Annotated in this window: 24 protein-coding genes; 15 read left to right on the forward strand and 9 right to left on the reverse strand. The window is 70.9% G+C overall.

Translation table 11 applies throughout. The features are described 5' to 3' along the window. The first annotated feature begins 2 nt into the window (after window positions 1–2). The 5 genes from F0Q34_RS01090 (at window position 3) to F0Q34_RS01110 (ending at window position 3,243) form a co-directional block, all read left to right on the forward strand. Entirely contained in the window at window positions 3–329 is a 327-nt protein-coding gene (locus tag F0Q34_RS01090; RefSeq protein ID WP_149810297.1) for a hypothetical protein, read from the forward strand. Beyond that, complete coding sequence (gene terL, locus F0Q34_RS01095; protein ID WP_149810298.1) at window positions 310–1,746, forward strand: phage terminase large subunit; 1,437 nt, start codon at window positions 310–312, stop codon at window positions 1,744–1,746. Before F0Q34_RS01090 ends, terL begins: the two co-directional genes overlap by 20 nt. A gap of 260 nt (window positions 1,747–2,006) precedes the next feature. Further along, window positions 2,007–2,381, forward strand: a complete 375-nt coding sequence (locus F0Q34_RS01100) for a hypothetical protein (RefSeq protein WP_194163317.1) — start codon at window positions 2,007–2,009, stop codon at window positions 2,379–2,381. Window positions 2,382–2,418: 37 nt separating this feature from the next. Next, on the forward strand, window positions 2,419–2,877 hold the full coding sequence (locus F0Q34_RS01105) for a cell wall hydrolase (protein WP_149810299.1): 459 nt from the start codon (window positions 2,419–2,421) through the stop codon (window positions 2,875–2,877). A 9-nt stretch (window positions 2,878–2,886) separates the two neighbouring features. Beyond that, window positions 2,887–3,243, forward strand: a complete 357-nt coding sequence (locus tag F0Q34_RS01110; RefSeq protein ID WP_149810300.1) for a DUF952 domain-containing protein — start codon at window positions 2,887–2,889, stop codon at window positions 3,241–3,243. A gap of 22 nt (window positions 3,244–3,265) precedes the next feature. On the opposite strand, the gene F0Q34_RS01115 is transcribed toward F0Q34_RS01110, so the two are convergent. Further along, window positions 3,266–3,736: an MmcB family DNA repair protein gene (locus F0Q34_RS01115; RefSeq protein ID WP_149810301.1), complete on the reverse strand. Its 471-nt coding sequence runs from the start codon at window positions 3,734–3,736 to the stop codon at window positions 3,266–3,268. Between the two features lie 64 nt (window positions 3,737–3,800). Here F0Q34_RS01115 and F0Q34_RS01120 point away from each other — a divergent pair, with 64 nt between their 5' ends. From F0Q34_RS01120 to F0Q34_RS01140, 5 genes are all read left to right on the forward strand, one after another. Beyond that, window positions 3,801–4,274, forward strand: coding sequence for a YcgN family cysteine cluster protein (locus F0Q34_RS01120; protein ID WP_149810302.1), 474 nt, complete (start codon window positions 3,801–3,803; stop codon window positions 4,272–4,274). Window positions 4,275–4,277: 3 nt separating this feature from the next. Continuing rightward, the gene (locus tag F0Q34_RS01125) at window positions 4,278–4,622 is read left to right on the forward strand and encodes a cupin domain-containing protein (RefSeq protein ID WP_149810303.1); all 345 of its coding nucleotides are present in this window, start codon (window positions 4,278–4,280) and stop codon (window positions 4,620–4,622) included. Window positions 4,623–4,669: 47 nt separating this feature from the next. Then, entirely contained in the window at window positions 4,670–7,207 is a 2,538-nt protein-coding gene (locus F0Q34_RS01130; protein WP_241665247.1) for a response regulator, read from the forward strand. After that, window positions 7,204–7,929, forward strand: a complete 726-nt coding sequence (locus tag F0Q34_RS01135) for a M48 family metallopeptidase (protein WP_149810305.1) — start codon at window positions 7,204–7,206, stop codon at window positions 7,927–7,929. The genes F0Q34_RS01130 and F0Q34_RS01135 overlap by 4 nt, the downstream gene beginning before the upstream one ends. A 70-nt stretch (window positions 7,930–7,999) precedes the next feature. Next, on the forward strand, window positions 8,000–8,746 hold the full coding sequence (locus tag F0Q34_RS01140; RefSeq protein WP_149810306.1) for an SDR family NAD(P)-dependent oxidoreductase: 747 nt from the start codon (window positions 8,000–8,002) through the stop codon (window positions 8,744–8,746). Window positions 8,747–8,749: 3 nt separating this feature from the next. On the opposite strand, the gene F0Q34_RS01145 is transcribed toward F0Q34_RS01140, so the two are convergent. The 5 genes from F0Q34_RS01145 to F0Q34_RS01165 form a co-directional block, all read right to left on the reverse strand. Next, window positions 8,750–11,104 carry a bifunctional diguanylate cyclase/phosphodiesterase gene (locus F0Q34_RS01145; RefSeq protein ID WP_149810307.1) on the reverse strand — a complete coding sequence of 785 codons (2,355 nt, stop codon included), beginning with the start codon at window positions 11,102–11,104 and terminating at the stop codon, window positions 8,750–8,752. A 124-nt stretch (window positions 11,105–11,228) separates the two neighbouring features. Next, entirely contained in the window at window positions 11,229–11,573 is a 345-nt protein-coding gene (locus tag F0Q34_RS01150) for an Hpt domain-containing protein (protein ID WP_161600749.1), read from the reverse strand. Window positions 11,574–11,604: 31 nt separating this feature from the next. Then, a complete protein-coding gene (locus F0Q34_RS01155) occupies window positions 11,605–12,861 on the reverse strand; it encodes a multidrug effflux MFS transporter (protein ID WP_149810309.1) in 1,257 nt (418 codons plus the stop codon). 88 nt (window positions 12,862–12,949) lie between these two features. Next, a complete protein-coding gene (locus tag F0Q34_RS01160) occupies window positions 12,950–13,807 on the reverse strand; it encodes a TIGR01459 family HAD-type hydrolase (protein WP_149810310.1) in 858 nt (285 codons plus the stop codon). Beyond that, window positions 13,804–14,865 carry a quinone-dependent dihydroorotate dehydrogenase gene (locus tag F0Q34_RS01165; RefSeq protein WP_149810311.1) on the reverse strand — a complete coding sequence of 354 codons (1,062 nt, stop codon included), beginning with the start codon at window positions 14,863–14,865 and terminating at the stop codon, window positions 13,804–13,806. Before F0Q34_RS01165 ends, F0Q34_RS01160 begins: the two co-directional genes overlap by 4 nt. Window positions 14,866–14,951: 86 nt before the next feature. Here F0Q34_RS01165 and F0Q34_RS01170 point away from each other — a divergent pair, with 86 nt between their 5' ends. Next, window positions 14,952–15,875 carry a DMT family transporter gene (locus F0Q34_RS01170; RefSeq protein WP_241665248.1) on the forward strand — a complete coding sequence of 308 codons (924 nt, stop codon included), beginning with the start codon at window positions 14,952–14,954 and terminating at the stop codon, window positions 15,873–15,875. A gap of 6 nt (window positions 15,876–15,881) precedes the next feature. Here F0Q34_RS01170 and F0Q34_RS01175 read toward each other — a convergent pair whose 3' ends face one another. Continuing rightward, entirely contained in the window at window positions 15,882–16,736 is an 855-nt protein-coding gene (locus F0Q34_RS01175) for a tetratricopeptide repeat protein (protein ID WP_149810312.1), read from the reverse strand. Window positions 16,737–16,805: 69 nt separating this feature from the next. On the opposite strand from F0Q34_RS01175, the gene F0Q34_RS01180 reads away from it, so the two are divergent. Together F0Q34_RS01180 and hemA are read left to right on the forward strand one after the other, a co-directional pair. Beyond that, window positions 16,806–17,675: a Rossmann-fold NAD(P)-binding domain-containing protein gene (locus tag F0Q34_RS01180; RefSeq protein ID WP_149810313.1), complete on the forward strand. Its 870-nt coding sequence runs from the start codon at window positions 16,806–16,808 to the stop codon at window positions 17,673–17,675. Window positions 17,676–17,706: 31 nt separating this feature from the next. Next, on the forward strand, window positions 17,707–18,927 hold the full coding sequence (gene hemA, locus F0Q34_RS01185) for a 5-aminolevulinate synthase (protein WP_149810314.1): 1,221 nt from the start codon (window positions 17,707–17,709) through the stop codon (window positions 18,925–18,927). A gap of 89 nt (window positions 18,928–19,016) precedes the next feature. Here the strand turns inward: hemA and F0Q34_RS01190 are convergent, their stop codons facing one another. Further along, window positions 19,017–19,214 carry a tautomerase family protein gene (locus F0Q34_RS01190; protein WP_149810315.1) on the reverse strand — a complete coding sequence of 66 codons (198 nt, stop codon included), beginning with the start codon at window positions 19,212–19,214 and terminating at the stop codon, window positions 19,017–19,019. 22 nt (window positions 19,215–19,236) lie between these two features. After that, complete coding sequence (locus F0Q34_RS01195) at window positions 19,237–20,406, reverse strand: M20/M25/M40 family metallo-hydrolase (RefSeq protein WP_149810316.1); 1,170 nt, start codon at window positions 20,404–20,406, stop codon at window positions 19,237–19,239. Between the two features lie 157 nt (window positions 20,407–20,563). Between F0Q34_RS01195 and F0Q34_RS01200 the strand changes: the two genes are divergently transcribed. Next, window positions 20,564–21,295, forward strand: coding sequence for a Fe(II)-2OG oxygenase family protein (locus tag F0Q34_RS01200; protein ID WP_149810317.1), 732 nt, complete (start codon window positions 20,564–20,566; stop codon window positions 21,293–21,295). A gap of 102 nt (window positions 21,296–21,397) precedes the next feature. Further along, window positions 21,398–21,556 carry a hypothetical protein gene (locus F0Q34_RS21700; protein ID WP_161600750.1) on the forward strand — a complete coding sequence of 53 codons (159 nt, stop codon included), beginning with the start codon at window positions 21,398–21,400 and terminating at the stop codon, window positions 21,554–21,556. The last annotated feature ends 16 nt before the right edge of the window (window positions 21,557–21,572 follow it).

Raw genomic sequence — 21,572 nt, forward strand, 5'->3', positions numbered from 1 at the left:
TCATGAACCGCCGGGAAGACGTCGCGCCGGAAGCGCTTCAGCGCGCCATCCGGCGCGTGGTCGAGGATTACGACGCATTTCTGGGGCGCGGACCCGCCCCTGGCACGCATGACGACGCCAAGGCCTTCGCCGCCCATCACGCCGCCGCGAAATCGGCCCTGGCGCATCTGGAGCATCTGCTGAAGCTCGCCCGGGGGCAGGGCGATGCGGCGGCCGAGCAGGCCGGCATCGCCCAGGCGGCCGACCTGCTGCGGCAGGCCCGCGGCGCCCTGGCCGCCGCACCCGATGATGAGGAGGAGGGCGAGGGCGATGGCGGACCTTCCGGCTGACCTCGCGGAATTCGCCTGGGTCTGGAACAGCGTGGCGGGGCAGGGGACGCCGGTTGTTCACCGCCGTATCCTGCGCTGGCTGCAGCAATGCCGCGATCGCGGCGATGGCCGGCTGCTGCTGATGGCCTTCCGCGGCTGCGGCAAATCCACACTGGTCGGGCTCTACTGCGCCTGGCTGCTGTCGCGCCGGCCGGAAACCCGCATCCTGGTGCTGGCGGCCGATCACATGCTGGCCACCAAGATGGTGGCAGCCGTGCGCCGCATCGTTGAACGGCATCCGCTCTGCCGCCACCTGATCCCGCATTCGCCGGAAGCCTGGACGGTGGACCGCTTCACCGTGCGGCGTGCCGGCGCGCTGCGCGATCCGTCGATGCTGGCAGCGGGGCTGACGGGCAACATCACCGGCACCCGCGCCGACGTCATCATCTGCGACGATGTCGAGGTCGCCGGCAATTGCGACACCGCCGGAAAGCGCGCCGAACTGCGCGAGCGGCTGGCGGAAACCGAGTTCATCCTGACACCGGGCGGCACAATCCTGTATGTCGGCACGCCGCATTGCGCCGACAGCCTTTATCGCGACCCAGCGGCGGGGGAGGCGTTCCTTTCCGGCTATCGCCGCCTCCTGGTGCCGCTGCTGGATGGCGGCGGCCGGAGCGCCTGGCCGGAACGGTTCTCCGCCACAATGATCGCCCAGCTGCGTGAACGCGTAGGACCGATCCATTTCGGCCGCCAGATGATGCTGCGCCCCGTGGCCGGCGGCGCCGCCCGCCTCGATCCGTCCTCGATCCTGCGCTACGCCGAGGAGATCCATTACAGCGAGGCCCAGCAGCGTCCGGTGCTGCACCTTCTGGGCCGGCGGATGGTCTCGGGCGGCGGCTTCTGGGATCCGGCCTATGGCCGGCCGGGAACCGGCGATGGCAGCGTGCTCGCCGCCACTTATGCCGATGCGGAGGGCAATCACTACCTGCACCGCCTGGCCTATCTGACGCATGAGCCCGATGCGGCGGAGGACCCGGCGACCCAGCAATGCCGGGCGGTGGCCGCCATCGCGCGGGACCTGCTGCTGCCGGTGCTGCGCGTGGAAACCAACGGCATCGGCCGCTTCCTGCCCGCCCTGCTGAAGCGGGAGATGGCGCGCGCCGGCGCCGCCTGCGCGGTGGTGGAACAGCACAGCCGGCGCGCCAAGCAGGAGCGCATCCTTTCGGCGCTCGACCCGCTGCTCGCGGCACGGCGCCTTTACGCCCATGAACGGATCTTCCGCACGCCCTTTCCCGTGGAGATGGCGGAATGGAAGCCGGATGCCCCGGGCACGCGGGACGATGCGCTGGATGCGTTGTCAGGCTGCCTGCTGGCGGAGCCTGTGCGGCTGCCGGGCTCGCCACCCCCGCGTCATGCTCCCGGTTGGCGGGGCGCATGAGGGCGCATCCACTGTCGCGGGAAAATCCCACTGGCATGTTCACTATTTGTTTGCATCACTTTTGCTCATCCCGTAAGGATGACGCTGTCAGCGGGCGAGTTGCGCCCGCCGCGTTCCGGCTCACCCTTCACGGCGCCTGATGGCAGCCCGCCCTTTTCCCGGGGGCGGGCTTTTTGTTGTTTCCGCGATCCCCGCGCCATGTCCGCCGCGCTTGATCCGGCATGGCGTTCCGCTTCCCCCTGAAGCCCGAGGAGGGCCGGATGAACCCGCTTGATCTGGAACCCCAGACATTGGCCGCCGCCGTGCAGACCCCGATGCTGGCGCTGCTGTTCTGGATGCTGCACGGCCTGCGCCGCGGCATGCCTGGCCCCGCCTGCGAGCCGCACGAGCCGGTCCGCGGCGACATCGCGGAGCCTGCCGAAGCGCTGGCCCGCACGCGTGATGAACTGGCGGCCTTCAAGCTGGAGGTCGCCCGCACCTATGTCCCGCTTTCCCTGATCCGCGACGTGGATCAGCGCCTCAGCCAGCACCTGCTGCGCATCGAGGAAAAGCTGGATGCCGCCACCCGGGCGGCGACCGCGACCGCCGCCATCCAGGCGGCGCAGCTCGGTCGCCGTCCCGATTCCTGCGCCTGATCCCGCCAGCCTGTTCCGCACAGAAGGCTTTCCGACCATGCCGAGTGCCGTTCCCGCCGCCGCCCCCGCTGTTGCCAAGGCCATCCCCCCGCAGGAGGTGCTGGCCATGACGCTTTGGGCCGAGGCGGGCACCTGCCCGGTCCGTGCCATCGAGGCGCTGGCCGCCACCATCATGAACCGCGTCCGCCTCGCCGAGAGCGGCGCGGCAACACATTGGGGCAAGGACCTGGCGGCCGTGTGCCGCGCGCCATTCCAGTTTTCCTGCTGGAACCGCAACCATCTGCGGCACCTGCTGATGCTGTCGATCCCGCCCGGCGATGCGGGCATGGCGATCTGCCGCCGCATTGCCGCCCGCGCCGCATCCGGCACGTTGATGGACCCGACCTCCGGCGCCACCCATGCCCATCACGGCAGCGAACTGCCACCCTGGGCGATCGGCCAGGCGCCGGTGGATGAGATCGGCGGCATGCTGTTCTATCGCCTCGCCGGGCGCTAAACGGGGGGCATGGAGCCCATCATCTACACCATGGTCCGCGACGAGGACTGGCAGGAAGCCCGCGCAGCCGGCATCTATCGCGGCAGCGCGGATGATGCGCGGGACGGCTTCCTGCACTTCTCCACCGCCGCGCAGCTGCGCGCCAGCGCCGCCAAGCACCGAGCCGGCCAGCCTGACCTGTGGCTGGTGGCCGCGGATGCCGCGGCGCTCGGGGTCACGTTGCGGTGGGAGCCGGCCAGCGGCGGCTCCCGGCCCGGGTTGTTCCCGCATCTCTACGGGCCGCTGCCCTTCTCCGCCGTGAAATGGGCGATGCCGCTGCCCTTGCAGCCGGATGGCACCCACCTGTTTCCCGGGGACATTCCCTGACCTGCCAGGGCCGGCCCGGACCCTATTCGGCCTTCAGCGCCGCGCGCAGCTCGGTCGCCGCCGCAGGATCCAGCATCCCGTGCAGGCGGCCGGCCGCCAGCCGAGCATAGCGCAGCAGCAGCGATTTGCGCCGCGCCGGCGCCACCTTGTGGGCCGGTGCCGGCCGCAAAATGGCCGCCTCCCCGTCATCGGCGACGATCAGCCCGACATCCTCCGGCAGCAGGGCCTGCGGAAAATCCAGGTCCACCGCGAAGAACAGGCGGTCGCACCATTCGCGGTATTCCGGCCATTTCAGGTCGGTCTGGAAGTCGCGGGCGCAGCTCTTGACCTCGATCGCGGTCAGGCAGCCATCGGCATCCAGGGCCAGGATGTCGAGGCGCCGCCCGCTGGGCAGGGGCACCTCCAGCAGGGGTGCCCAGCCCAGCCTGCCGCAAAGCCGCGACGCCGCGCGGCAAACGCGCAAAGTCCGTTCAGGTGTTGAGAGTTCCAGCATCTCTGCCCTATGTTCGCTCTCCGTTCCCTCCCACGTCAAGCAGTGGCGCCTTAGGATAGATCGAATGGGTGCCGATTTGCCGTTCTGGAAGCGAAAATCCCTGGCTGCGATGAGCCGCGCCGAGTGGGAAAGCCTGTGCGATGGCTGCGGGCGGTGCTGCCTGCACAAGCTGCGCGACGAGGACACCGAGGAACTGGCCTTCACCGCCGTGGCCTGCCGGCTGCTCGACACGGAAAGCTGCCGCTGCCGCGATTATGCCCATCGCCGCGACCATGTGCCCGATTGCGTGCGCCTGACGCCGAAGCGGCTGGCGCAGATCGACTGGCTGCCCCCTTCCTGCGCTTACCGCCTGGTGGCGGAGGGCAAGGACCTGCCGGAATGGCATCCCCTTGTCTCCGGCCGGCCGGAAACGGTGCATGAGGCCGGGGCGTCCGTGCGCGGCCGCGCCGTGCCGGAGCGCCAGGCTCGCGACCTTGAGGACCATGTGGTGAACTGGCCGGGAGAATGGCCAGTACCGCCCATAAGGAAAAGGAGCTGAAGAATGGGAGAAACCAGATTGGGCGGCAAGCCGCCGGCGGAACCCTTGCGCTGCCGCCCGCCGGCCACGGCGACCCAGCAACTCGATACCGAGGCGGTGCGGGTCACCCGCTGGGATTTTCCGCCGGGCGCGGAAACTGGCTGGCACCGGCATGGCTGGTCCTATGTCGTGGTGCCGCTGCACCAGGGCCGCATGATGCTGGAACTGCCCGGCAATGCCACGGCCGAGGTCAATCTGCAGCCGGGCATCTCCTATGAACGGCCTGCGGGAACCGAGCACAACGTGGTCAATATCGGGGATGCGCCGTTCAGCTTCGTCGAGATCGAGTTGAAGGCTTATCCCGGCTGAGGCCCCGCATCTTGCTCGCCGATCGGGCCAGCGCAGGAATCATGCCGATGGACTTCAAGGCGCTGCTCGACGCCGCTCCGCGCAACTACCTGGTCATGGATGCGGCGCTGACGCTGGTATGGGCCAATCGGGCCTATCTGATGGCCACCGGCCGGCGCGCGGAGGACATTCTCGGCCGCAACATCTTCGATGCCTTTCCCGGCGGGCCGCATGATCCCGACGGGGAAGGGTTGCGGCAGCTCCGCCGGTCTTTGCAGGCGGTGCTGACCCATCGGCAGCCCGACACGATCGCCCTGATCCGCTACGCCATTCCCTCCGCGATGGGCTTCGAGGATCGGTTCTGGAGCGCTACCCATACCCCGATCCTGGATGAGGCGGGCGAGGTTTCGCTGATCCTGCAGCAAACCGATGACGTGACCGAGATGCAACGGCTGCGTCAGGAAGCCGGCACCGGGGCATCCGACCTGCCGCTGGACCTGGAGGAAAGCATCTTCCGGCGTGCCGAGATGGTGTCGCGCACCAACCTCCTGCTGGATGCGGAGCGGCTGCATCTGCGCCGGCTGGTTGAGCAGGCGCCGGCCTTCGCGGCATTCGTGCGTGGCCCGGACCATGTGTTCGAGATCGTCAACGCCGCCTATACGCGGCTGGTCGGCCGGGATGACATGCTGGGCAAGCCCGTCCGCGAGGCCTTGCCGGAGCTTGAAGGGCAGCCTTTCTTCGAGCTGCTCGACAAGGTTTATGCCTCGAGCCAGGCCTATCAGGCGGAAGCCATGCCGGCACGCCTGCGGGTACCCGGCCAGGACGCGCTGGCCGAGCGCTTCCTGAACTTCGTCTTCCAGCCCATCCTGGACGCGGAGAACCAGGTCTTCGGCATTTTCGTGCTGGGCTACGACGTCACGGAATCGAAGCGCAACGCCGATGAGCTTCGGCGCTACAAGGACCAGCTGGAGGAAATGGTGCGCGTCCGCACCGCCGCGCTGGAAGCGAGCGAGGCCGAGCGGCAGCGCGCCGAGGCGGCGCTGCACCAGTCCCAGAAGATGGAGGCGATCGGCCAGCTCACCGGCGGCGTGGCGCATGACTTCAACAACATCCTTCAGGTGCTGAGCGGCAACCTGCAGATGCTGCAATTCTCGATGGTGGCGCCGGAGGACCAGCGCCGCCTCGCCACCGCCATGAGCGCGGTGGAGCGCGGCGGCAAGCTGGCCTCGCAATTGCTGGCCTTCGCCCGCCGCCAGCCGCTGGAGCCGCGCATCGTGCATGTCGGCCGCCTCGTGCGGGAAATGGACGACCTGCTGCGCCGCGCCCTGGGGGAAGCGATCGAACTGGAAACGGTGGTGGCCGGCGGGCTGTGGAACAGCATGGCCGACCCGGCGCAGTTGCAGAACGCGCTGCTGAACCTCGCGGTCAATGCGCGGGACGCCATGGAAGGCGCCGGCCGCCTGACCATCGAGGCGGGCAACGCCATGCTGGACGACATCTACGCCGCGCAGCATGAGGATGTGCAGCCTGGGCAATATGTCATGCTCGGCGTGTCCGACACCGGCAGCGGCATCCCGCCGGAGATCCTGGGCAAGGTGTTCGAGCCCTTCTTCACCACCAAGCGGGAAGGGCGCGGCACCGGGCTCGGGCTGTCCATGGTGTATGGCTTCGTTAAGCAGAGCCATGGCCACATCAAGATCTATTCGGAGCCTGGCCAGGGCACCACGGTGCGCCTCTATCTTCCGCGCGCCCATGGCGCGGAGGAGGTGTTGCCGGCCACGGCCGAGGCCCCCGTGGAGGGTGGCCGCGAAACCATTCTGGTGGTCGAGGACGATCCCGTCGTGCAGGAGGTGGTGGTCGATCTGCTTGCCGATCTCGGCTACACCGTGCTGCGCGCCTCGGAAGGGCAGGCGGCGCTGAACATCGTCCGCAGCGGTATCGCCATCGATTTGCTGTTCACCGATGTGGTGATGCCCGGGCCGGTGCGCGCCCCCGACCTGGCGCGCCAGGTGCAGGCGCTGCAGCCGCATGCCGCGGTGCTGTTCACCTCCGGCTATACCGAGAACGCCATTGTGCATGGCGGGCGGCTTGATCCGGGCGTGAACCTGCTGTCCAAGCCCTATCGGCGCGAGGATCTGGCGCGCAAGGTACGCCACACCCTGAACAACCGGCGCCAGGAGCTGACGGCGCTGGCCCAGACCCGCCTGCCTCCGCCCCTGGCGCATCCTGCCCCTGGCCTGAAGCCCTTGGCGGGGAAGCGGGTGCTGCTGGTGGAGGATGATCCGCTGATCCTGATGGACAGCGAGGACCTGCTGGCCGCGCTCGGCTTTCATGTCATCAGTGCCCGCGACGGCCGCTCCGCGCTGCGCGAGATGGAGCGGCACCAGGTTGACCTCCTGTTCACCGATATCGGCCTGCCTGGCATGTCAGGGGTGGTCCTGGCGCAGGAGGCCCGGCAGCGCGTGCCGGATCTTCGCGTCGTTTTCGCGTCCGGCTATGGGGCGGCGGAAGCCGCCAGGGCCGTGCCCGGCTCCGTGTTCCTGACCAAACCTTACCGGGCGGCAACCGTGGAAGCGGCGATGCGGCGCGCCCTTGAGCCTGAATGAGGCCTGAGGGCGGGGGTGCCGAAACCGTGCTGCTGCGCCCTGCGGCCGATGTGCCGCCCTGGGCCTGCGCGCTGCGCTGGCGTCGCTCGGCTCGGGCGCGGCGGGTGTCGCTGCGGATCGATGCCACAGCGGGGGAAGCGGTGCTGACCCTGCCCCCCGGCATCGCGCGGCAGGCCGGGCTGGCGCTGCTGCATCGCCATGCCGACTGGGTTTCGGCCCGGCTGCGGGAATTGCCGCCGGCGCTGCGCTTCGTCGACGGCACCACCATCCGCCTGGGCGACGTGCCGCACCCGATCCGGCATCAGCCGGCGCTGCGCGGGCCGGCGGCGCTGCGGGACGGCGCCATCCTGGTGGGGGGGCCGGCCGAGGCGCTGCCGCGCCGCGTCCTGGCCCTGCTGCGGCTGGAAGCGGTGCGCCGCATCACCCCGCGCGCGCAGCGCCATGCCGCCACCCTGGCGGTGCAGCCACGCGCCATCCGGCTGAAGGACACCCGCACCCGCTGGGCCAGCTGCGCCGCCGACGGCACCCTGGCGTTTTCCTGGCGGCTGGTCATGGCCCCGCCCTGGGTGCTGGATTACGTGGTGGCGCATGAGGTGGCGCATCTGCGGGAGATGAACCATTCGCCGCGCTTCTGGGCGCATCTGGCGCAGCTCAGCCCGCACCGCATGGCGGCGCAGGACTGGCTGAAGGCCAATGGCCCCGCCCTGCTGCGAGTCGGCTGACGGGGGAAGGGGTTCCCGCTTCCGTGGCGCACTGCCATACCGGAGGTCCCATGCATCAGGAATCCCGCGCATGATCATTCTTGTCACCGGGGCGACCTCCGGCTTCGGCGCCGCCATTGCCCGCCGCTTCGCCGCCGACGGCGCGCGCATCATCGCCATTGGCCGCCGCGCCGAGCGGCTGGAGGCGCTGGCCCAGGAGCTGGGCGCCGACCGCGTGCTTCCGGTGGCGCTGGATGTGCGCGACACCGCCGGCATCGGCGCCGCCATCGCGGCCCTGCCGGACGATTGGGCCGAGATCGACATCCTGGTCAACAATGCCGGCCTGGCGCTGGGCCTCGAGCCGGCGCAGCGCGCCACCCTGTCGGACTGGGAAACCATGATCGACACCAACACCAAGGGGCTGGTGGCGATGACCCATGCAGTGCTGCCGGGCATGGTGGCGCGCAACCGCGGCCATGTGGTCAATATCGGCTCCACCGCCGCGGAATGGCCTTATCCCGGCGGCAATGTTTATGGCGCCACCAAGGCTTTCGTGCACCAGTTCAGCCTGAACCTGCGCGCCGACCTGGCCGGCACCGCGCTGCGCGTCACTGACATCCAGCCGGGGCTGGTGGGCGGCACCGAATTCTCCAATGTCCGCTTCGGCGACGATGCCAAGGCGGCCGCCGTCTACCAAGGCACCGAGGCGCTGACGCCTGAGGACATCGCCGACACCGTCCACTGGGCGGCGACGCGTCCGGCGCGCGTGAACATCAACACCGTGCAGGTGATGCCGGTCTGCCAGAGCTTCGGCCCGCTGGTGGTGAAGCGGGGCTGAAGCTCAGGCGGCCGCCGCCGGCTCGGAAAGACTGAGGGCGGCCAGTGGCGCGGGGCGTCCGATCAGGTAGCCCTGCACCTCGGCGCACCCCTCGTCGCGCAGGCAGGCCAGTTCGGACGGTGTTTCCACTCCCTCGGCCAGGACCGGTATGCCAAGGCCCCGGCCGATGCCGACCACCGCCCGCAGAATGGCGCGGGCCTGCGGATTGCTGTCGATCTCCGGCACGAAGGACCGGTCGAGCTTGATCTTGTCGAATGGAAAGGCGCGCAGCGTGGCCAGGGAGGAATGGCCGGTGCCGAAATCATCCATGGCCACGCTGACGCCCAGCGCCTTGATCGCCCGAAGCACCTCAAGGGTGCGGCCCGGGTCCTGCATCAGGGTCGATTCGGTGATTTCGAGTTCCAGCCGGTCGGGTGGCAACCCTGTCTCGGCCAGGATGTCGGCCACCAGCACCGCCAGTCCGGCCTGGCGGAACTGCACCGGCGACAGGTTCACCGCCACCTTGCCCAGGCGTGGCTCGGCGGCCGCGGCGGCGCAGGCGGTGCGCAGCGCCCATTCCCCGAGGGGCAGGATCAGGCCGGTTTCCTCGGCCAGCGGAATGAAGTCGGCCGGGGAAACAAAGCCGCGCGACGGGTGCTGCCAGCGCATCAGGGCTTCATGGCCGCGCAGGCGGCCCGTGCCGGTGGCGATCTGGGGCTGGTAGAACAGGCTCAGCTGTCCGGCCTTGAGCGCCTGCCGCAGATCGCTGACCAGCCGCCGCCGCTCCCGGACCGCGGCATCCATATCCGCCTGATAGAAGCAGGCCCCGGATGCGTGCGGTGATTTGGCGCGGCGCATGGCGACATCCGCATTGGCCAGCAGGGCTTCCGCATCGGCGGCATCGTCAGGGAACAGGGCCACGCCGATGGCGGCGGACAGCGCCACAGGCCCGCTGGGCGCGATGCCGCTGACGGCCTGCACCAGCGCCTCCACCTCATGCAACTCGGCAAAAGGCAGAAGCAGCGCGAACTCGTCTCCGCCCAGGCGGGCCGGCAACCCCTGCGGCTGCGCCATCCCCTTCAACGCGGTGGCATAGCCCTTCAACAGCTTGTCGCCCGCGGCGTGTCCGAAAAGATCATTGACCTCGTTGAAGCGGTTCAGGCCGATGCGCAGCAGGGCCAGGCGCTGGCCGCTGGCGGCGGCATCCCGCAGCTGCCGGGCGATGCGGTGGGTAAAGCCGGCGCGATTGGCCAGTCCGGTCAGCCCGTCATGCGCGGCCAGATGGCTCAGGCGGCGCTCCTGTTCCCGCCGCTCCCGCAGGTCGCGCAGCGCGAAGACGCGCTTGCCAGGCTGCGGGACATTGTCGCGAACAACCAGCTCCACATCCATCAGGCTGCCATCGGCCCGGCGCAGCTGCGCTTCCAGCATCACCTCGCCGAACAGTTCCGGCAGGCGCAGCGAGGGCAGCATCTCGCCCTCCATGGTCCGGCCGAGCAACTGGAGGCGGGACAGCCCCGTCATGGCCTGCAGGCTGCCATTGGCTTCAACGATGCGGCCGTTCTGGATCACGGCCAGCCCTTCGATTGCGGAATCCGCCAGCCGCCGAAGCCGGACGAGGCTTTCGGCATGGCCATGGCGATCGATCAGCCACGCGGCGGCGGTGGCGGCCACGACCATCAGGGCGACCAGGCCGATCGCCAGCGCCAGAACGGCCTGGCCCGTCGCGCCATCCTGCTGCACCACCGGCGGCGGCAGCAGGCTCACGGCGCCCATGCCGGTGAAGTGCAGGGACACCACGGCAAGGCAGAACGCCGCCACCCCGCCCATGTGGCCGGCCCAGGAAGCCGCATGGAGCGCCAGCGGCACTGCGGCCATGCTGAACAGCAAGGCCATCAGCACCGAGGCGGCCACCAGCGTCATGTCGTAGCCGGGGATGCCGCCATCGCCGAAGGCGGCCATGCCGATGTAGTGCATGGCGCTGATGCCTGCCCCGACAACCCCGCCGCCCAGCCAGGCCGCCGCTGGCAGCCGGCTGATGGCGAGGCTGAAGCCCAGGGCCGCCATGGCGATCGCCACCAGCAGGGAGGCGAGGGTCATCAGGGGATGGAAGCCCAGCCGCCCCGCAGGGGCATAGGCCAGCATGGCGACGAAATGCGTGCACCAGACGGTGGCCCCCGCGCTCAGGCCCGACATGATCAGCCAGCCGGCACGGCTGTACGAGGTGGCGCCAACGGCCCGGCGCAGCACGCTCAGGCCCACCAGCGCGCCCGCGAGGCAGATCACGGCCGCCAGCGCCACCAGCCTTGGATCATGCTCCTGGGTCAGGCAGGTCCAGACCGCTTCCATCAGGCTCCCCTCCAGGGCCGCCCCAGGGACCATCTCCTGCGGGCCACCTCAAGCGGCGTTTCGTCGCTGAACGTCCATGTAGTCGCAGAATGCCTTTACCGGATCCTTACGAAAACGAATTTTTGCGACCTGAGGTGTTGGAACGCTACAGGAAAAGCTATTGGAAGTTATGGGCCAGGACGCGAAGCTCCGCCACCGTCCGGTGCGTGACCTCCTGGATCTGCGCTGCCAGGAGTTGCAGGTCCTGCGCCCCATTCGTTTGTGGGTGCAGCACGCGGCGCGCCAGTTCCTCAAGCTGCACCGCGCCAACCGAGGCGGAGGCCCCGGCCATGGCGTGGGCGGCCTGGCGGAAGGCCTCGGGCCGGGCGGCCACGGCGGCATCATGGATTTCGCGGCAAAGCCGGCCCAGATCGCGGCAATAGGCTTCCAGGATTTCCCGGAAAACATCCTTTGGAAGTTCTGCGGCCAGTTGCCCGGCGATCCGGTGGTCAATGACGATCACAGAACAAAACTGCCGCAGCCCTTCCCCAGGGTCAATCCGCCACGGAGGAAGGCGAGGCCCGGCGTGCCCCGCGCATGGCCAGCTGCGCACCCAGCGCGCAGCCGGCCATGGCCGCCGCCGTGCCGATGCCGGCGCCGAATTCCAGCGCGGAGGTCACCAGCGTCATCACCGCGCCGAAGCCCATTTGCAGCGCCCCCACCAGGCCGGAGGCGGTGCCGGCCAGTTGCGGCCGGACGCTGACGGCGGCCGCCACGGCGGAAGGCTGCGACATGCCATTGCCCACCGCCACCAGCGCCATGGGCAGGAAAAAGGTTCCCAGCATCAAGGGCAGGCCGAGCTGCATCGCGACGCCCAGCAGGGTGCCGCCCGTGGCGATCACCAGCCCGTACCACAGCATCCGCTCCAGCCCCCACCGCACGGAGAACCGCCCGGCGACAAAGGAGCCCAGCGCGTAGGTCACGGAAACCGCCATGAAGGCCACGGCATAGCTGCGGGTGCTGTGGCCCATGCCCTCGATCACCACGCGCGGCGCGCCGGCCATGAAGGCGAAGAAGGTGCCGGTGGTGCAGGCGGTGATGGCGGTGTAGCAACGGAAGGAGCGCAGCCGCGCCAGCTGCCAGTAGGCCTGCGCCATGCCGGCGAGGCCAGGCAGGGGTTGCGGCGTGGCCAGGGTTTCCGGCAGGCGCAGCCCGAGAAGCAGCATCGCCACGCCGAAGGCGGTGCAGGCGACCATGATGGCGCGCCAGCCGAAGGCGGCCGACAATTCGGCGCCCAGCAGCGGCGCCATCATCGGCGCCACCGTCATGCCCATCATCACGAAGCCGATCTTGCTGGCCGCCTGGTTGCGCGGAAAGACATCGCGGATGATGGCGCGGGACAGCACCATGCCGGCGCATCCTCCGGCGGCCTGCGCCGCGCGGGCCGCCACCAGCCAGCCCATGCCGGGCGCCAGAAGCGCCGCCACCGAGCCGAGCAGATACACCGCGAGGCCCGCCAGCAGCACGGGGCGGCGGCCGAAATGATCCGACAGCGGGCCATAGATCAGCTGGCCGATGGCGATGCCCGCCAGATACACGGTCAGCGTCATCTGCGCCGTCGCATAGGGCACCGCGAAGGCGGCAGCGAGGGTGGGCAGGACGGGAATGATGATCTGCATGCTGAACGGGCCAAGGCCCATCAGCACGGTGAGCAGCCAGGTCGCCGGGGCGCGGGCGCGCAGTTGCGGCGGCCATTCCCGGGGATCATGCTGTTCGGCGGGGCTTTCCGGCAGGACATCTCTCGGGCTCATGCCCGGCACCCTAGGGCGTGGAGGGCAGCCCGCGCCAGCGCCCGCCCCCGCGAAGCCGGCGCGGGTCAGCGCCGCGCCGGGTGCAGGGCTACCAGCGCAGCGAGCGCAGCGCCACCATCGGCCGCACGCCTTCCCGCTCGGCTTCCTCGTCGAGCTGGGCGGGGGAGGGGTCGGGACCGAAATGGTCCCCGGCCAGCCCGGTCAGCGCCCATACCGCGTCCACGCCCACCGCGGCGGCGCCGGCGAGGTCGGTGTGCGGCGTGTCTCCCACGGCGGCGATCCGGGAAGGCGGCAGGCCGAGCGTCGCCAGCACCGTCTCGTAGACCATGGGGTCGGGCTTGCCGATCTCCATCACCTCGCCGCCCAGGGCGGTGTAGATGTCGGCAAAGGCGCCGGCGCAGATCAGCCGGTGTCCGGCCACCATCACGGCGCGGTCGGGATTGGTGCAGACCATGGGCAGGCGCTTCGCCGCCGCCGCTTCCAGCATGGCCTGGTAAGGGGCGGTGCTTTCCCGCCCATGCTCGAAATCCGGCCCGGTGTTGAGCACGAAATCCGCCTCGGCCGGGCTGCGCGTCACGGCGATGTCCAGGCCCTCGATCACTGAAAGGTCACGCTCTGGCCCGATATGGAAGGCCCGCCGGCCCAGCCTGGCGAAAAAGGGATGGGTGCGGTCGCGCAGCAGGGTCCAGGCCACCTCGCCCGAGGTGACGATGCCGTCGAACAGGGTGGAGGGCAGGCCCATCTCCGCCAGCGCCTCGGCCACCGTCCAGGAGCGGCGCGGCGCGTTGGACAGCAGCACGATGCGCTTGCCGCGCGCGCGCAGCTCCCGCAGCGCCTCGGGCACACCGGGATAGGGCTTTTCCCCGTCATGCAGCACGCCCCAGATGTCCAGGATGAAGCCATCATGGCTTTCGGCCAGGGGCGCCACGGATTCCAGGATGTTCATCGGGCATCGGCTCCTACGGCTTGGTGGACATGCTGGAAGCCGTCGCGCTTCAGCAGCGCGGCGAGGCCCTGCTTGAGCTGCGGCACCAGTGCGGGGCCGGCGAAGGCGAAGCCGGCATAAAGCTGCACCAGGTCGGCGCCGGCGCGGATCTTGGCATAGGCCTGCTCCGCGGTCGCGATGCCGCCGCAGCCGATCAGCACCAGCCGCCCGGCGGCGATCCGGTGGACCTGCCGCAGCAGCGCGGTGGAGGGGCCGAACAGCGGCTGGCCCGACAATCCCCCGGTTTCGCCGCGATGCGCCCCGCGCAGCGTGTCGGGCCGGACGATGGTGGTGTTGGACACGATCAGGCCGGCGACCCCGCCGGCGATGCAGGTTTCCACCAGCGGCGCCACCGCCTCCTGCGCCAGGTCCGGGGCGATCTTCACCAGAACCGGCGGCTGGCGCGGCGCGGCGGCGCGCACCTCGGCCACGGCGTCCAGGATGGCGGCGAGCTTCGCCTCGCCCTGCAGGTCGCGCAAGCCCGGCGTGTTGGGGGAGGACACGTTGATGGTGACGTAATCCGCCTGCGGCGCCACGGCGGCGTAGAGCGAGGGATAATCGTGTTCCGGGTCGGCGCCTTCCTTGTTGATGCCGATATTGGCGCCGAGCACCGCCGGCAGTGGCCGCTTCAGCGCCGCGAGCCGCACCACGAAGGCCGCCACGCCCTCGTTGTTCATGCCCATGCGGTTGATCACCGCCGCATCCTCGGGCAGCCGGAACAGGCGCGGCTGCGGATTGCCCGCTTGCGGCCGTGGCGTGGTGGTGCCCGGCTCCACAAAGCCGAAGCCCAGGCGCATCAGCGGCCGCACCGCCACCGCGTCCTTGTCGAAGCCGGCCGAAAGGCCGATCGGGTTGCGGAAGCGCAGGCCCAGCACCTCGGTGGCCAGCACCGGATCATCCGGCGTGCGGTCCCGCCCGGCGAGGCCGAGGCGCAGGGCCTTGAGGGCGAGGTTGTGCGCGTGTTCGGGGTCCATGCCGCGCATCAGCGGCATCAGGGCGGAGGCAAGGGCAGGGGTCATGTCAGCGCCGCTTGTGCCTTGGCGCGGCGCGCAAGGAAAGCCGCGTTTTCCGGAAGGCCCTCCGGAACTCCCCCCGATCCCCCGGGATGGACAAGGCCGTGCCGGCGCGGGAGAAGCCGCCGGGCATTCCACACAGTGGGGAGAAGCGGGCGGTGCGTTTCGGTGGGCCGGCGGCGATGCTGGCGGCGCTTGGCTTGTTCGCGGCACTGGACGCCAACAGCAAGCTGTTGTCGGGGTCCTACCCGGTGGCCCAGGTGGTGCTGATCCGGCTGGTGGTGATCCTGGCCCTGCTGGCGGCGGCGCGGCTGCTGCGGCCCGGCATCGGCGGCGAGCTGGGCACGCGGCATCCCGGACTGCACCTGTTGCGCGCCATGGCCATGCTGGGCTCCGCCATCGGCTTCTTCCAGGCGCTGCGGGAGATCCCGCTGGCGGAAGGCTACCTGGTTTACTTCACCGCGCCCTTCATGACGCTGGGCCTCGCCGCCCTGTTCCTGGGCGAGCAGCCGCCGCGCTCCGTCTGGGGATGGAGCGGCGTCGGCTTTCTGGGCGTGCTGGTGGCGATGGCGCCCGGATTGCAGGCCGGCGGCAGCCTGCTGGCCTATGGCTATGCCTTGCTCGCCACGGTTTCCTATGCGCTGGTGCTGACGGTGAACCGGGGGCTCCGGCACGAGGCCGGGATCGCGCGGCTGGTGCTGTGGTCGGCCTTGCCGGGGGGGCTGGTCCTGCTTCCCTTTGCGGCCATGGAATGGGTGCCGCCGCGGGGCGGGGACTGGCTGGCCCTTGGCGTGAACGGCCTGTTCGCCGGCGCCGCCACCATCTGCCTGGCCGCCGCCTTCCGGCGCGCCAACGCGGCGCGGCTGGCGCCGCTGGAATTCTCCGCCCTGTTGTGGGCGATGGTGGCGGATCTGCTGATCTGGCAGGTGCTGCCTGCCCCGGCGACGCTGGCGGGTGCGGTGATCGTGGTGCTGGCCTGCGTGATGAGCCAGCGGGCCCAGCGCGCCACCGGCTGACGGGGTTCAGCGCCGCTTCGGGCCGGCCTCGTTGAGCGCCAGGTTCTGCGCCGCGAGATCCGCCGCCGGGCTGTCCGGCGCCAGCCGGATGGCGCTTTGCCAATCGGCGCGCGCCCCCGCCCTGTCGCCCTTGAGCTGGCGCAGGATGCCGCGTTCCAGCAGGGCCTCGGCATTCCGCGGATCCAGGGACAGCGCGTGCTGCACGTCCCGCAGCGCCTCATCCCGCCGGTCCAGCCGGCGCAGCGCCGCGGCCCGGAACACCCAGCTATCGGCGCGGGTGCCATCGGCGCGGATTGACTGATCGAGATCCAGCAGGGCTTCCGGATAGCGGCCAAGGCTGGCGGCGGCCAGGGCGCGGTCCACCAGCAGGGCGGGGTCCTCCGGCGTCAGGCTGAGGGCAAGGGTCGCGGCGGCATAGGCGCGGTTGGGCGCGTTGCTCAGCATCCAGGCCTGCGCGGCCTGGGCATAAAGGGCCGCCCGCGCCGCCGCAGCAGCGCTGGAGGAGGCCGCCAGCCGTTCCAGCCGCCCGGCCGCGCGTTCCGCATCCCCCACCGCCAGCAGGCCGAGCGCCAGGCAATGCCGGGCGCCATCCCCGCCGCCGCTTTCTTCCCACTGGCTGGCGCGGGCGATGGCGCCTTCCGGATCGCTGCGCAACTGGCCGAGGCAGGCTTCGTATTCCGGGCCTTCGGCCAGGCGCGGCGGTTCCTGCCGTGGCGACTGGGCGGAAGGGGAGGTGCCGGGCGCGGCGGCCGTTGCCTCGGCGGCATCGGGTGCCGCCACGGAAAGCGGGCCGGTGCCGGACAGCAGCAGGAAGCCGGTGGCCGCGGCGCTCAGCGCCAGGCCGCGAAGGGGAAAGCGCATCCCGGCACTCTAGCCCTGTGCCGCCGCCCGCGCCACATGGGGCCAGATGGCGACAATGGGTGTTTGGCGATGAACCGGCTGGTTGTGATGGGGCTTGGGTATTCCGGAAGCTGCGTGGCATCGATGGCGCGGGAAGCCGGCTTCGCGGTGCAGGGAACCCGGCGCGACCCGCCCCCGGGCAGCGAAGCCTTGCGCTTCGCCGAGGCCGGCCCGGCCCTCGCGCAGGCCACGCACCTGCTGGTCACCGCGGCGCCGGAGGCATCGGGGGACCCGGTGCTGGCGGCGCATGCCGAAGCGCTGCGGCGGGCGCCGGCGCTGCGCTGGGTCGGCTACATCTCCACCACCGCCGTGTATGGCGATCGCGGCGGCGAATGGGTCACGGAAACCAGCGTGCCGGCGCCGCGGCAGGAGCGCGCCATCCGCCGGCTGCGGGCAGAGGAGGAATGGCAGGCGGCGCTGGCCGGGCGCGAGGTGGCGCTGGACCTGTTCCGCACCGGCGGCATCTACGGCCCCGGCCGCTCGGCGCTGGACGACCTGCGCGCCGGCCGGGCGCGGCGGGTGGACAAGCCGGGGCACCTGTTTTCCCGCATCCACCGCGACGACATCGCCGGCGCGGTGCTGGCGGCGATGCGCGCGCCCGGCCCACCCGGCAGGCCCCGCGTGCTGCACCTGGTGGATGACGAGCCGGCCTCCGGCGCGGCGGTGGTGGAGGAGGCGGCGCGCCTGCTGGGCGTGGCGCCGCCGCCCCTGCTGCCTTTCGCGCAGGCGGTGGAGGGCATGTCGCCGATGGGCCGCTCCTTCTGGGCGGAAAGCCGCCGGGTCAGCAGCGAGGCCACGCGGCGGGTGCTGGAACTGCGCTGGCGCCACCCTTCCTACCGCGAGGGGCTGCGCGCCATTCTGGCGGCGGAAGCAACCCAGCATGGCGCTGAAGGAAGATGAAAATCGCGGGCGGCTGATCTATGCAGGGCCCATGAGGACCCGGCAAACGCTGCGCGCGCATTGCGCCCAACATCTCGACACGATGCGCGCCGAAGGCCGCTACCGCGACTTCGCCCGGCTGGAGAAGATCGCGGATCGCTTCCCCCTTTATCGCTGGCACCAGCCCGGCGGCGGCGCCCCGCGGGAGATCACCGTGTGGTCCGCCAATGATTACCTCGGCATGGGCTGCCATCCGGCGGTGCGGCAGGCGGCGGCCGGGGCGATCGCGGCTTATGGCGCCGGGGCCGGCGGCACGCGCAACATTTCCGGAACCTCGCCCGAGCATACGGGGCTGGAAGCGGAACTGGCCGCCTGGCACAGCAAGCCGTCGGCGCTGCTGTTCGGCAGCGGCTACATCGCCAACCAGGCGGCGCTGCTGGCGCTGCTCACCGCCCTGCCGGGGATGATCGTGTTCTCGGACGCGATGAACCACGCCTCGATGATTGACGGCATGAGGCGCAGCGGGGCAGGGCGGCGGATCTGGCGGCACAACGACCTCGCCCATCTGGAGGAATTGCTGCAGGAGGCCGACCCGGCCGCGCCCAAGGTGATCGCGCTGGAAAGCGTGTATTCCATGGAAGGCGACGTGGCACCGCTGCACGCCGTGTGCGACCTGGCCGAGCGCTACGACGCCATCACCTATCTGGATGAGGTGCATGCGGTCGGCCTGTATGGCGCGACCGGCGCCGGCATCGCCGAGCGGGACCAGGCCTCGGGCCGCATCGACATCATCCAGGGCACGCTGGCCAAGGGCGTCGGCGTGGTGGGCGGCTACATCGCGGGGGAGGCGGATCTGGTGGATTACGTCCGCTCCACCGCCGGCGGGCTGATCTTCACCACCTCCATGCCGCCGGCGACGGCGGCGGCGATCCGCGCCAGCATCCGCCACATCCAGCAGGACAGCGCGCTGCGGGAGCGGCTGGCGGAACGCGCGGCGGCCCTGAAGGCGGCGCTGGACCGCGCCGGCCTGCCGCGCCTGCCGAGCGAAAGCCACATCGTCCCCATCCCGGTGCCCGGCGCCGGGCATTGCCGCCGGGTGGCCCGCCAGCTCCTGGAGCGGCATGGCCTTTACGTCACCCCGATCAACTACCCGACCGTGCCGCGCGGCACGGAACGGCTGCGGCTTTGCGCCACGCCCTTCCACACCGATGCGATGATCGAGACGCTGATGGCCGCGCTGCGGGACGTGCTGCCGGTGGCGCGGGCGGCATAGCGGTGTTCATCCGGGGCGGCTCGCGGACGCCGCCCCGGACCCTGCCTTCCCTGGTCCGTCCCTGGCCCGCTTCGCGCCGCCGGGCGATCCTATTCCGCCGGCTGCGGCGCCGAGGCCATCACCCCGGCCGTGGCCCAGTCGGACTTCTTCACCTCGGCGAAGACGATCTGCACGCTTTGCGGCGTGCAGCCGGCATGCTGCACCAGCGCCTCGGTGATGGCGCGGGCCGTGTTGGCCTTCTGCTCGTCGGTGCGGCCGGGGAAAAGATCGATGCGGACGAAGGGCATGTCAGGCTCCTGTTGGGTGTGATCAGACGCTGGCCAGGAGGCCGGCGAAAAGACGCGCGCGGGGCACCAGGTCCTCCACCCGCAGATGCTCCTGCAAGGTGTGGATGCCGCCGCCCCGCACGCCGAGGCCGTCCAGCGTCGGGATGCCGAGCGCGCCCGTGAAATTGCCGTCCGAGCCGCCGCCGGCGCTGGCATGCGGCAGCGGAAAGCCGAGGCGCTGCGCCAGCCCCTCGGCGATGCGGTACAGGTTGAGGGTCGCATCATCCGGCTCCCAGACGGGGCGGGTGACGCCGCGGGTGATCTCGATGCCCACCTCGCCGGGGGCGCCCGCCAGGCCCAGCACGCGCTCCACCGCGCGGTCGAGATCCTCCTGCCGCTTGGCCATGGAGAGCGCCTCGGCCTCGCAGGTGGTGGTGACGCAGTTCACCCATTGCCCGCCATGGATCACGCCCACCGAGAAGGTCGCGGCCTCGGTGGTCATCGCCTCCACGGCCTGCACCAGGCGGCACATCTCCCGGATGGCGCTGCGGCCTTCCGACAGGGCGGAGCCGGCATGGCTGGGGCGGCCCGTGGTGCGCAGGTTGAAGCGGGCGATGGCGTAGCGGCCGGTCACCACCCCGCCATCGGGCCGGGCGGGCTCCGGCACCAGCACCACCTCGTGCCGCGCCGCTTCCGCCTCGATCAGGTCGCGGGTGGAAGGGCTGCCGATCTCCTCGTCGCCGGTCAGCAGAAAGGTCACGGGGCGGCGCAGCGCGATGCCGGCCTGGATGATCGCCGCCATCGCCTGGACAGCGATAAAGGTGCCGCCCTTCATGTCGCAGATGCCGGGGCCGAAGCAGCGATCGCCTTCCAGCCGGAAGGGCAGGGCGCCCAGCGTGCCCACGGGATGCACCGTGTCCAGATGAGCCAGCACCAGGATACCGCCCTCGCCCTCCGCATCCGGGTGCGGAAAGCGCGCGCGGATGCAGTCCGACAGGCCCATGCGGCCGGGAATCCGCTCGATGCGCGCGCCAAGGATGGCGAGGTCGCGTGAGGCCAGGGACATCATGCGGTTCACGGCCGCGGTGTCGAAGGTCGGGCTTTCGCATTCCACCCAGGGGCGCAGCCCGGCCAGCAGGGCTTCGGCCTCGAAGGGCAGGGCCAGGGCACGCTGCGCCTCGCCATGCCGCCCCGACAGGGTGTCGTCCTTCATGCGCTGTCCTTCCTTTCCTTGTGGCCCTTCTTGGCCCTCGCGCTTGCGGCGCCGCGGACCGGAGGCCCCTCAGGGTGCGTCGATGCCGGCAGGGCGACAAGGGGATCGCGGCCAAAAAGGTGACGCGGATGGCGCATCCTCGCTAAACCGTTCCCCGATGACCGAATCTGCCGCGCCGCGCCGTATCGCCCCTCAGACTGGACCGCATTTCTGGAGCGGTGCCGCCTTGTCGCCCGCCGACTGGATGATGCCGCTGGGCGCTGAGGACGCCGCCGAGATCGAGGCCGCCCTGGACGCGTCCGGCGACAGCATGCCCCGACTGGGGCCGCTGCTCGGCCGGGTGGCGGAGCGGCTGTCGCATGGCCAGGGCTTTTGCCTGTTGCGCGGCCTGCCGCAGCAGGCCGATGCGGAGGCCTTGCTGGCCCTGCTGGGCAGCCGCCTCGGCCGCCTGGGCGGCCCCGTCATGGAGGTGGCGCCCTCCGGCGGTCCCTTCCAGGCCCCGGCCTGCGACATCCTGCTGCTGTTGTGCCGGGAAGGCTGCAACACGACGCTGTTTTCCGCCGCCGCCCTGCACAATGCCGTGCTGAAGGCCAACCGCGCCGCCCTGGAAGCGCTGTGCCAGCCAGGAAAGGGCGGAACGCCCGTCTTCGCCGTCCACCAGGGCGTTTTCGCGGCGCGGCTGGAAGGCGATCTGCCGCCGCCGCTGCGCAGCGCGGCCGAGGCCCCGGAACTGGCGCTGAACATCATGCTGCATCCCGGCGACGTGCTTTGCGTCAATCCTTTCCTGGTCTGGGCCAACCCGACGCCCGGCTTCACCGCCCTGCCGGTGATCATGGAGCCCACCCGCCTGCAAGGGCCCTTCGCCCCGGTGGCGGCCGCGCCGGAATAGCGGCCCCGCGCATCCTGGCCGCCAATGCCAGAATCAGCGCGGCCGCCAACGGCCCTTCCCGGCCATTGCCGCCACGCCGAGGGAAGCGTTGACCGGACCGGCATGGCGGGACGGCTTGCCTCGCCGGTTCCGTTGCTGGACGGTACCACCTGCGCGGCCAGGCTGGCCGGGGCGCTGACGGGGCCGAACCTGCCCCGGCCGCGCGCCGGCGGCCTGCTGCCCGCGCGGGGCCGGCGAACACCGGCCCTTCCCCTGCCCTGACGCGGCTGCCGCAGGG

This window comes from Teichococcus oryzae (assembly GCF_008386565.1).
GTDB lineage: Bacteria > Pseudomonadota > Alphaproteobacteria > Acetobacterales > Acetobacteraceae > Pseudoroseomonas > Pseudoroseomonas oryzae.

Excerpts from the sequence above, each read along its gene's own strand:
- F0Q34_RS01090 (WP_149810297.1), top strand. The coding sequence starts at position 3 with ATGAACCGCCGGGAAGACGTCGCGCCGGAAGCGCTTCAGCGCGCCATC.
- F0Q34_RS01120 (WP_149810302.1), top strand. The coding sequence starts at position 3,801 with ATGGGTGCCGATTTGCCGTTCTGGAAGCGAAAATCCCTGGCTGCGATG.
- F0Q34_RS01160 (WP_149810310.1), bottom strand. The coding sequence starts at position 13,807 with ATGAACATCCTGGAATCCGTGGCGCCCCTGGCCGAAAGCCATGATGGC.
- F0Q34_RS01135 (WP_149810305.1), top strand. The coding sequence starts at position 7,204 with ATGAGGCCTGAGGGCGGGGGTGCCGAAACCGTGCTGCTGCGCCCTGCG.
- F0Q34_RS01190 (WP_149810315.1), bottom strand. The coding sequence starts at position 19,214 with ATGCCCTTCGTCCGCATCGATCTTTTCCCCGGCCGCACCGACGAGCAG.
- F0Q34_RS01130 (WP_241665247.1), top strand. The coding sequence starts at position 4,670 with ATGGACTTCAAGGCGCTGCTCGACGCCGCTCCGCGCAACTACCTGGTC.
- F0Q34_RS01195 (WP_149810316.1), bottom strand. The coding sequence starts at position 20,406 with ATGAAGGACGACACCCTGTCGGGGCGGCATGGCGAGGCGCAGCGTGCC.
- terL (WP_149810298.1), top strand. The coding sequence starts at position 310 with ATGGCGGACCTTCCGGCTGACCTCGCGGAATTCGCCTGGGTCTGGAAC.
- F0Q34_RS01140 (WP_149810306.1), top strand. The coding sequence starts at position 8,000 with ATGATCATTCTTGTCACCGGGGCGACCTCCGGCTTCGGCGCCGCCATT.
- F0Q34_RS01115 (WP_149810301.1), bottom strand. The coding sequence starts at position 3,736 with ATGCTGGAACTCTCAACACCTGAACGGACTTTGCGCGTTTGCCGCGCG.
- F0Q34_RS01105 (WP_149810299.1), top strand. The coding sequence starts at position 2,419 with ATGCCGAGTGCCGTTCCCGCCGCCGCCCCCGCTGTTGCCAAGGCCATC.
- F0Q34_RS01200 (WP_149810317.1), top strand. The coding sequence starts at position 20,564 with ATGACCGAATCTGCCGCGCCGCGCCGTATCGCCCCTCAGACTGGACCG.
- F0Q34_RS01155 (WP_149810309.1), bottom strand. The coding sequence starts at position 12,861 with ATGAGCCCGAGAGATGTCCTGCCGGAAAGCCCCGCCGAACAGCATGAT.
- F0Q34_RS01125 (WP_149810303.1), top strand. The coding sequence starts at position 4,278 with ATGGGAGAAACCAGATTGGGCGGCAAGCCGCCGGCGGAACCCTTGCGC.
- F0Q34_RS01175 (WP_149810312.1), bottom strand. The coding sequence starts at position 16,736 with ATGCGCTTTCCCCTTCGCGGCCTGGCGCTGAGCGCCGCGGCCACCGGC.
- F0Q34_RS01180 (WP_149810313.1), top strand. The coding sequence starts at position 16,806 with ATGAACCGGCTGGTTGTGATGGGGCTTGGGTATTCCGGAAGCTGCGTG.
- F0Q34_RS01145 (WP_149810307.1), bottom strand. The coding sequence starts at position 11,104 with ATGGTCCCTGGGGCGGCCCTGGAGGGGAGCCTGATGGAAGCGGTCTGG.
- F0Q34_RS01165 (WP_149810311.1), bottom strand. The coding sequence starts at position 14,865 with ATGACCCCTGCCCTTGCCTCCGCCCTGATGCCGCTGATGCGCGGCATG.
- F0Q34_RS01100 (WP_194163317.1), top strand. The coding sequence starts at position 2,007 with ATGAACCCGCTTGATCTGGAACCCCAGACATTGGCCGCCGCCGTGCAG.
- F0Q34_RS21700 (WP_161600750.1), top strand. The coding sequence starts at position 21,398 with ATGGCGGGACGGCTTGCCTCGCCGGTTCCGTTGCTGGACGGTACCACC.
- F0Q34_RS01110 (WP_149810300.1), top strand. The coding sequence starts at position 2,887 with ATGGAGCCCATCATCTACACCATGGTCCGCGACGAGGACTGGCAGGAA.
- F0Q34_RS01170 (WP_241665248.1), top strand. The coding sequence starts at position 14,952 with ATGGACAAGGCCGTGCCGGCGCGGGAGAAGCCGCCGGGCATTCCACAC.
- hemA (WP_149810314.1), top strand. The coding sequence starts at position 17,707 with ATGAGGACCCGGCAAACGCTGCGCGCGCATTGCGCCCAACATCTCGAC.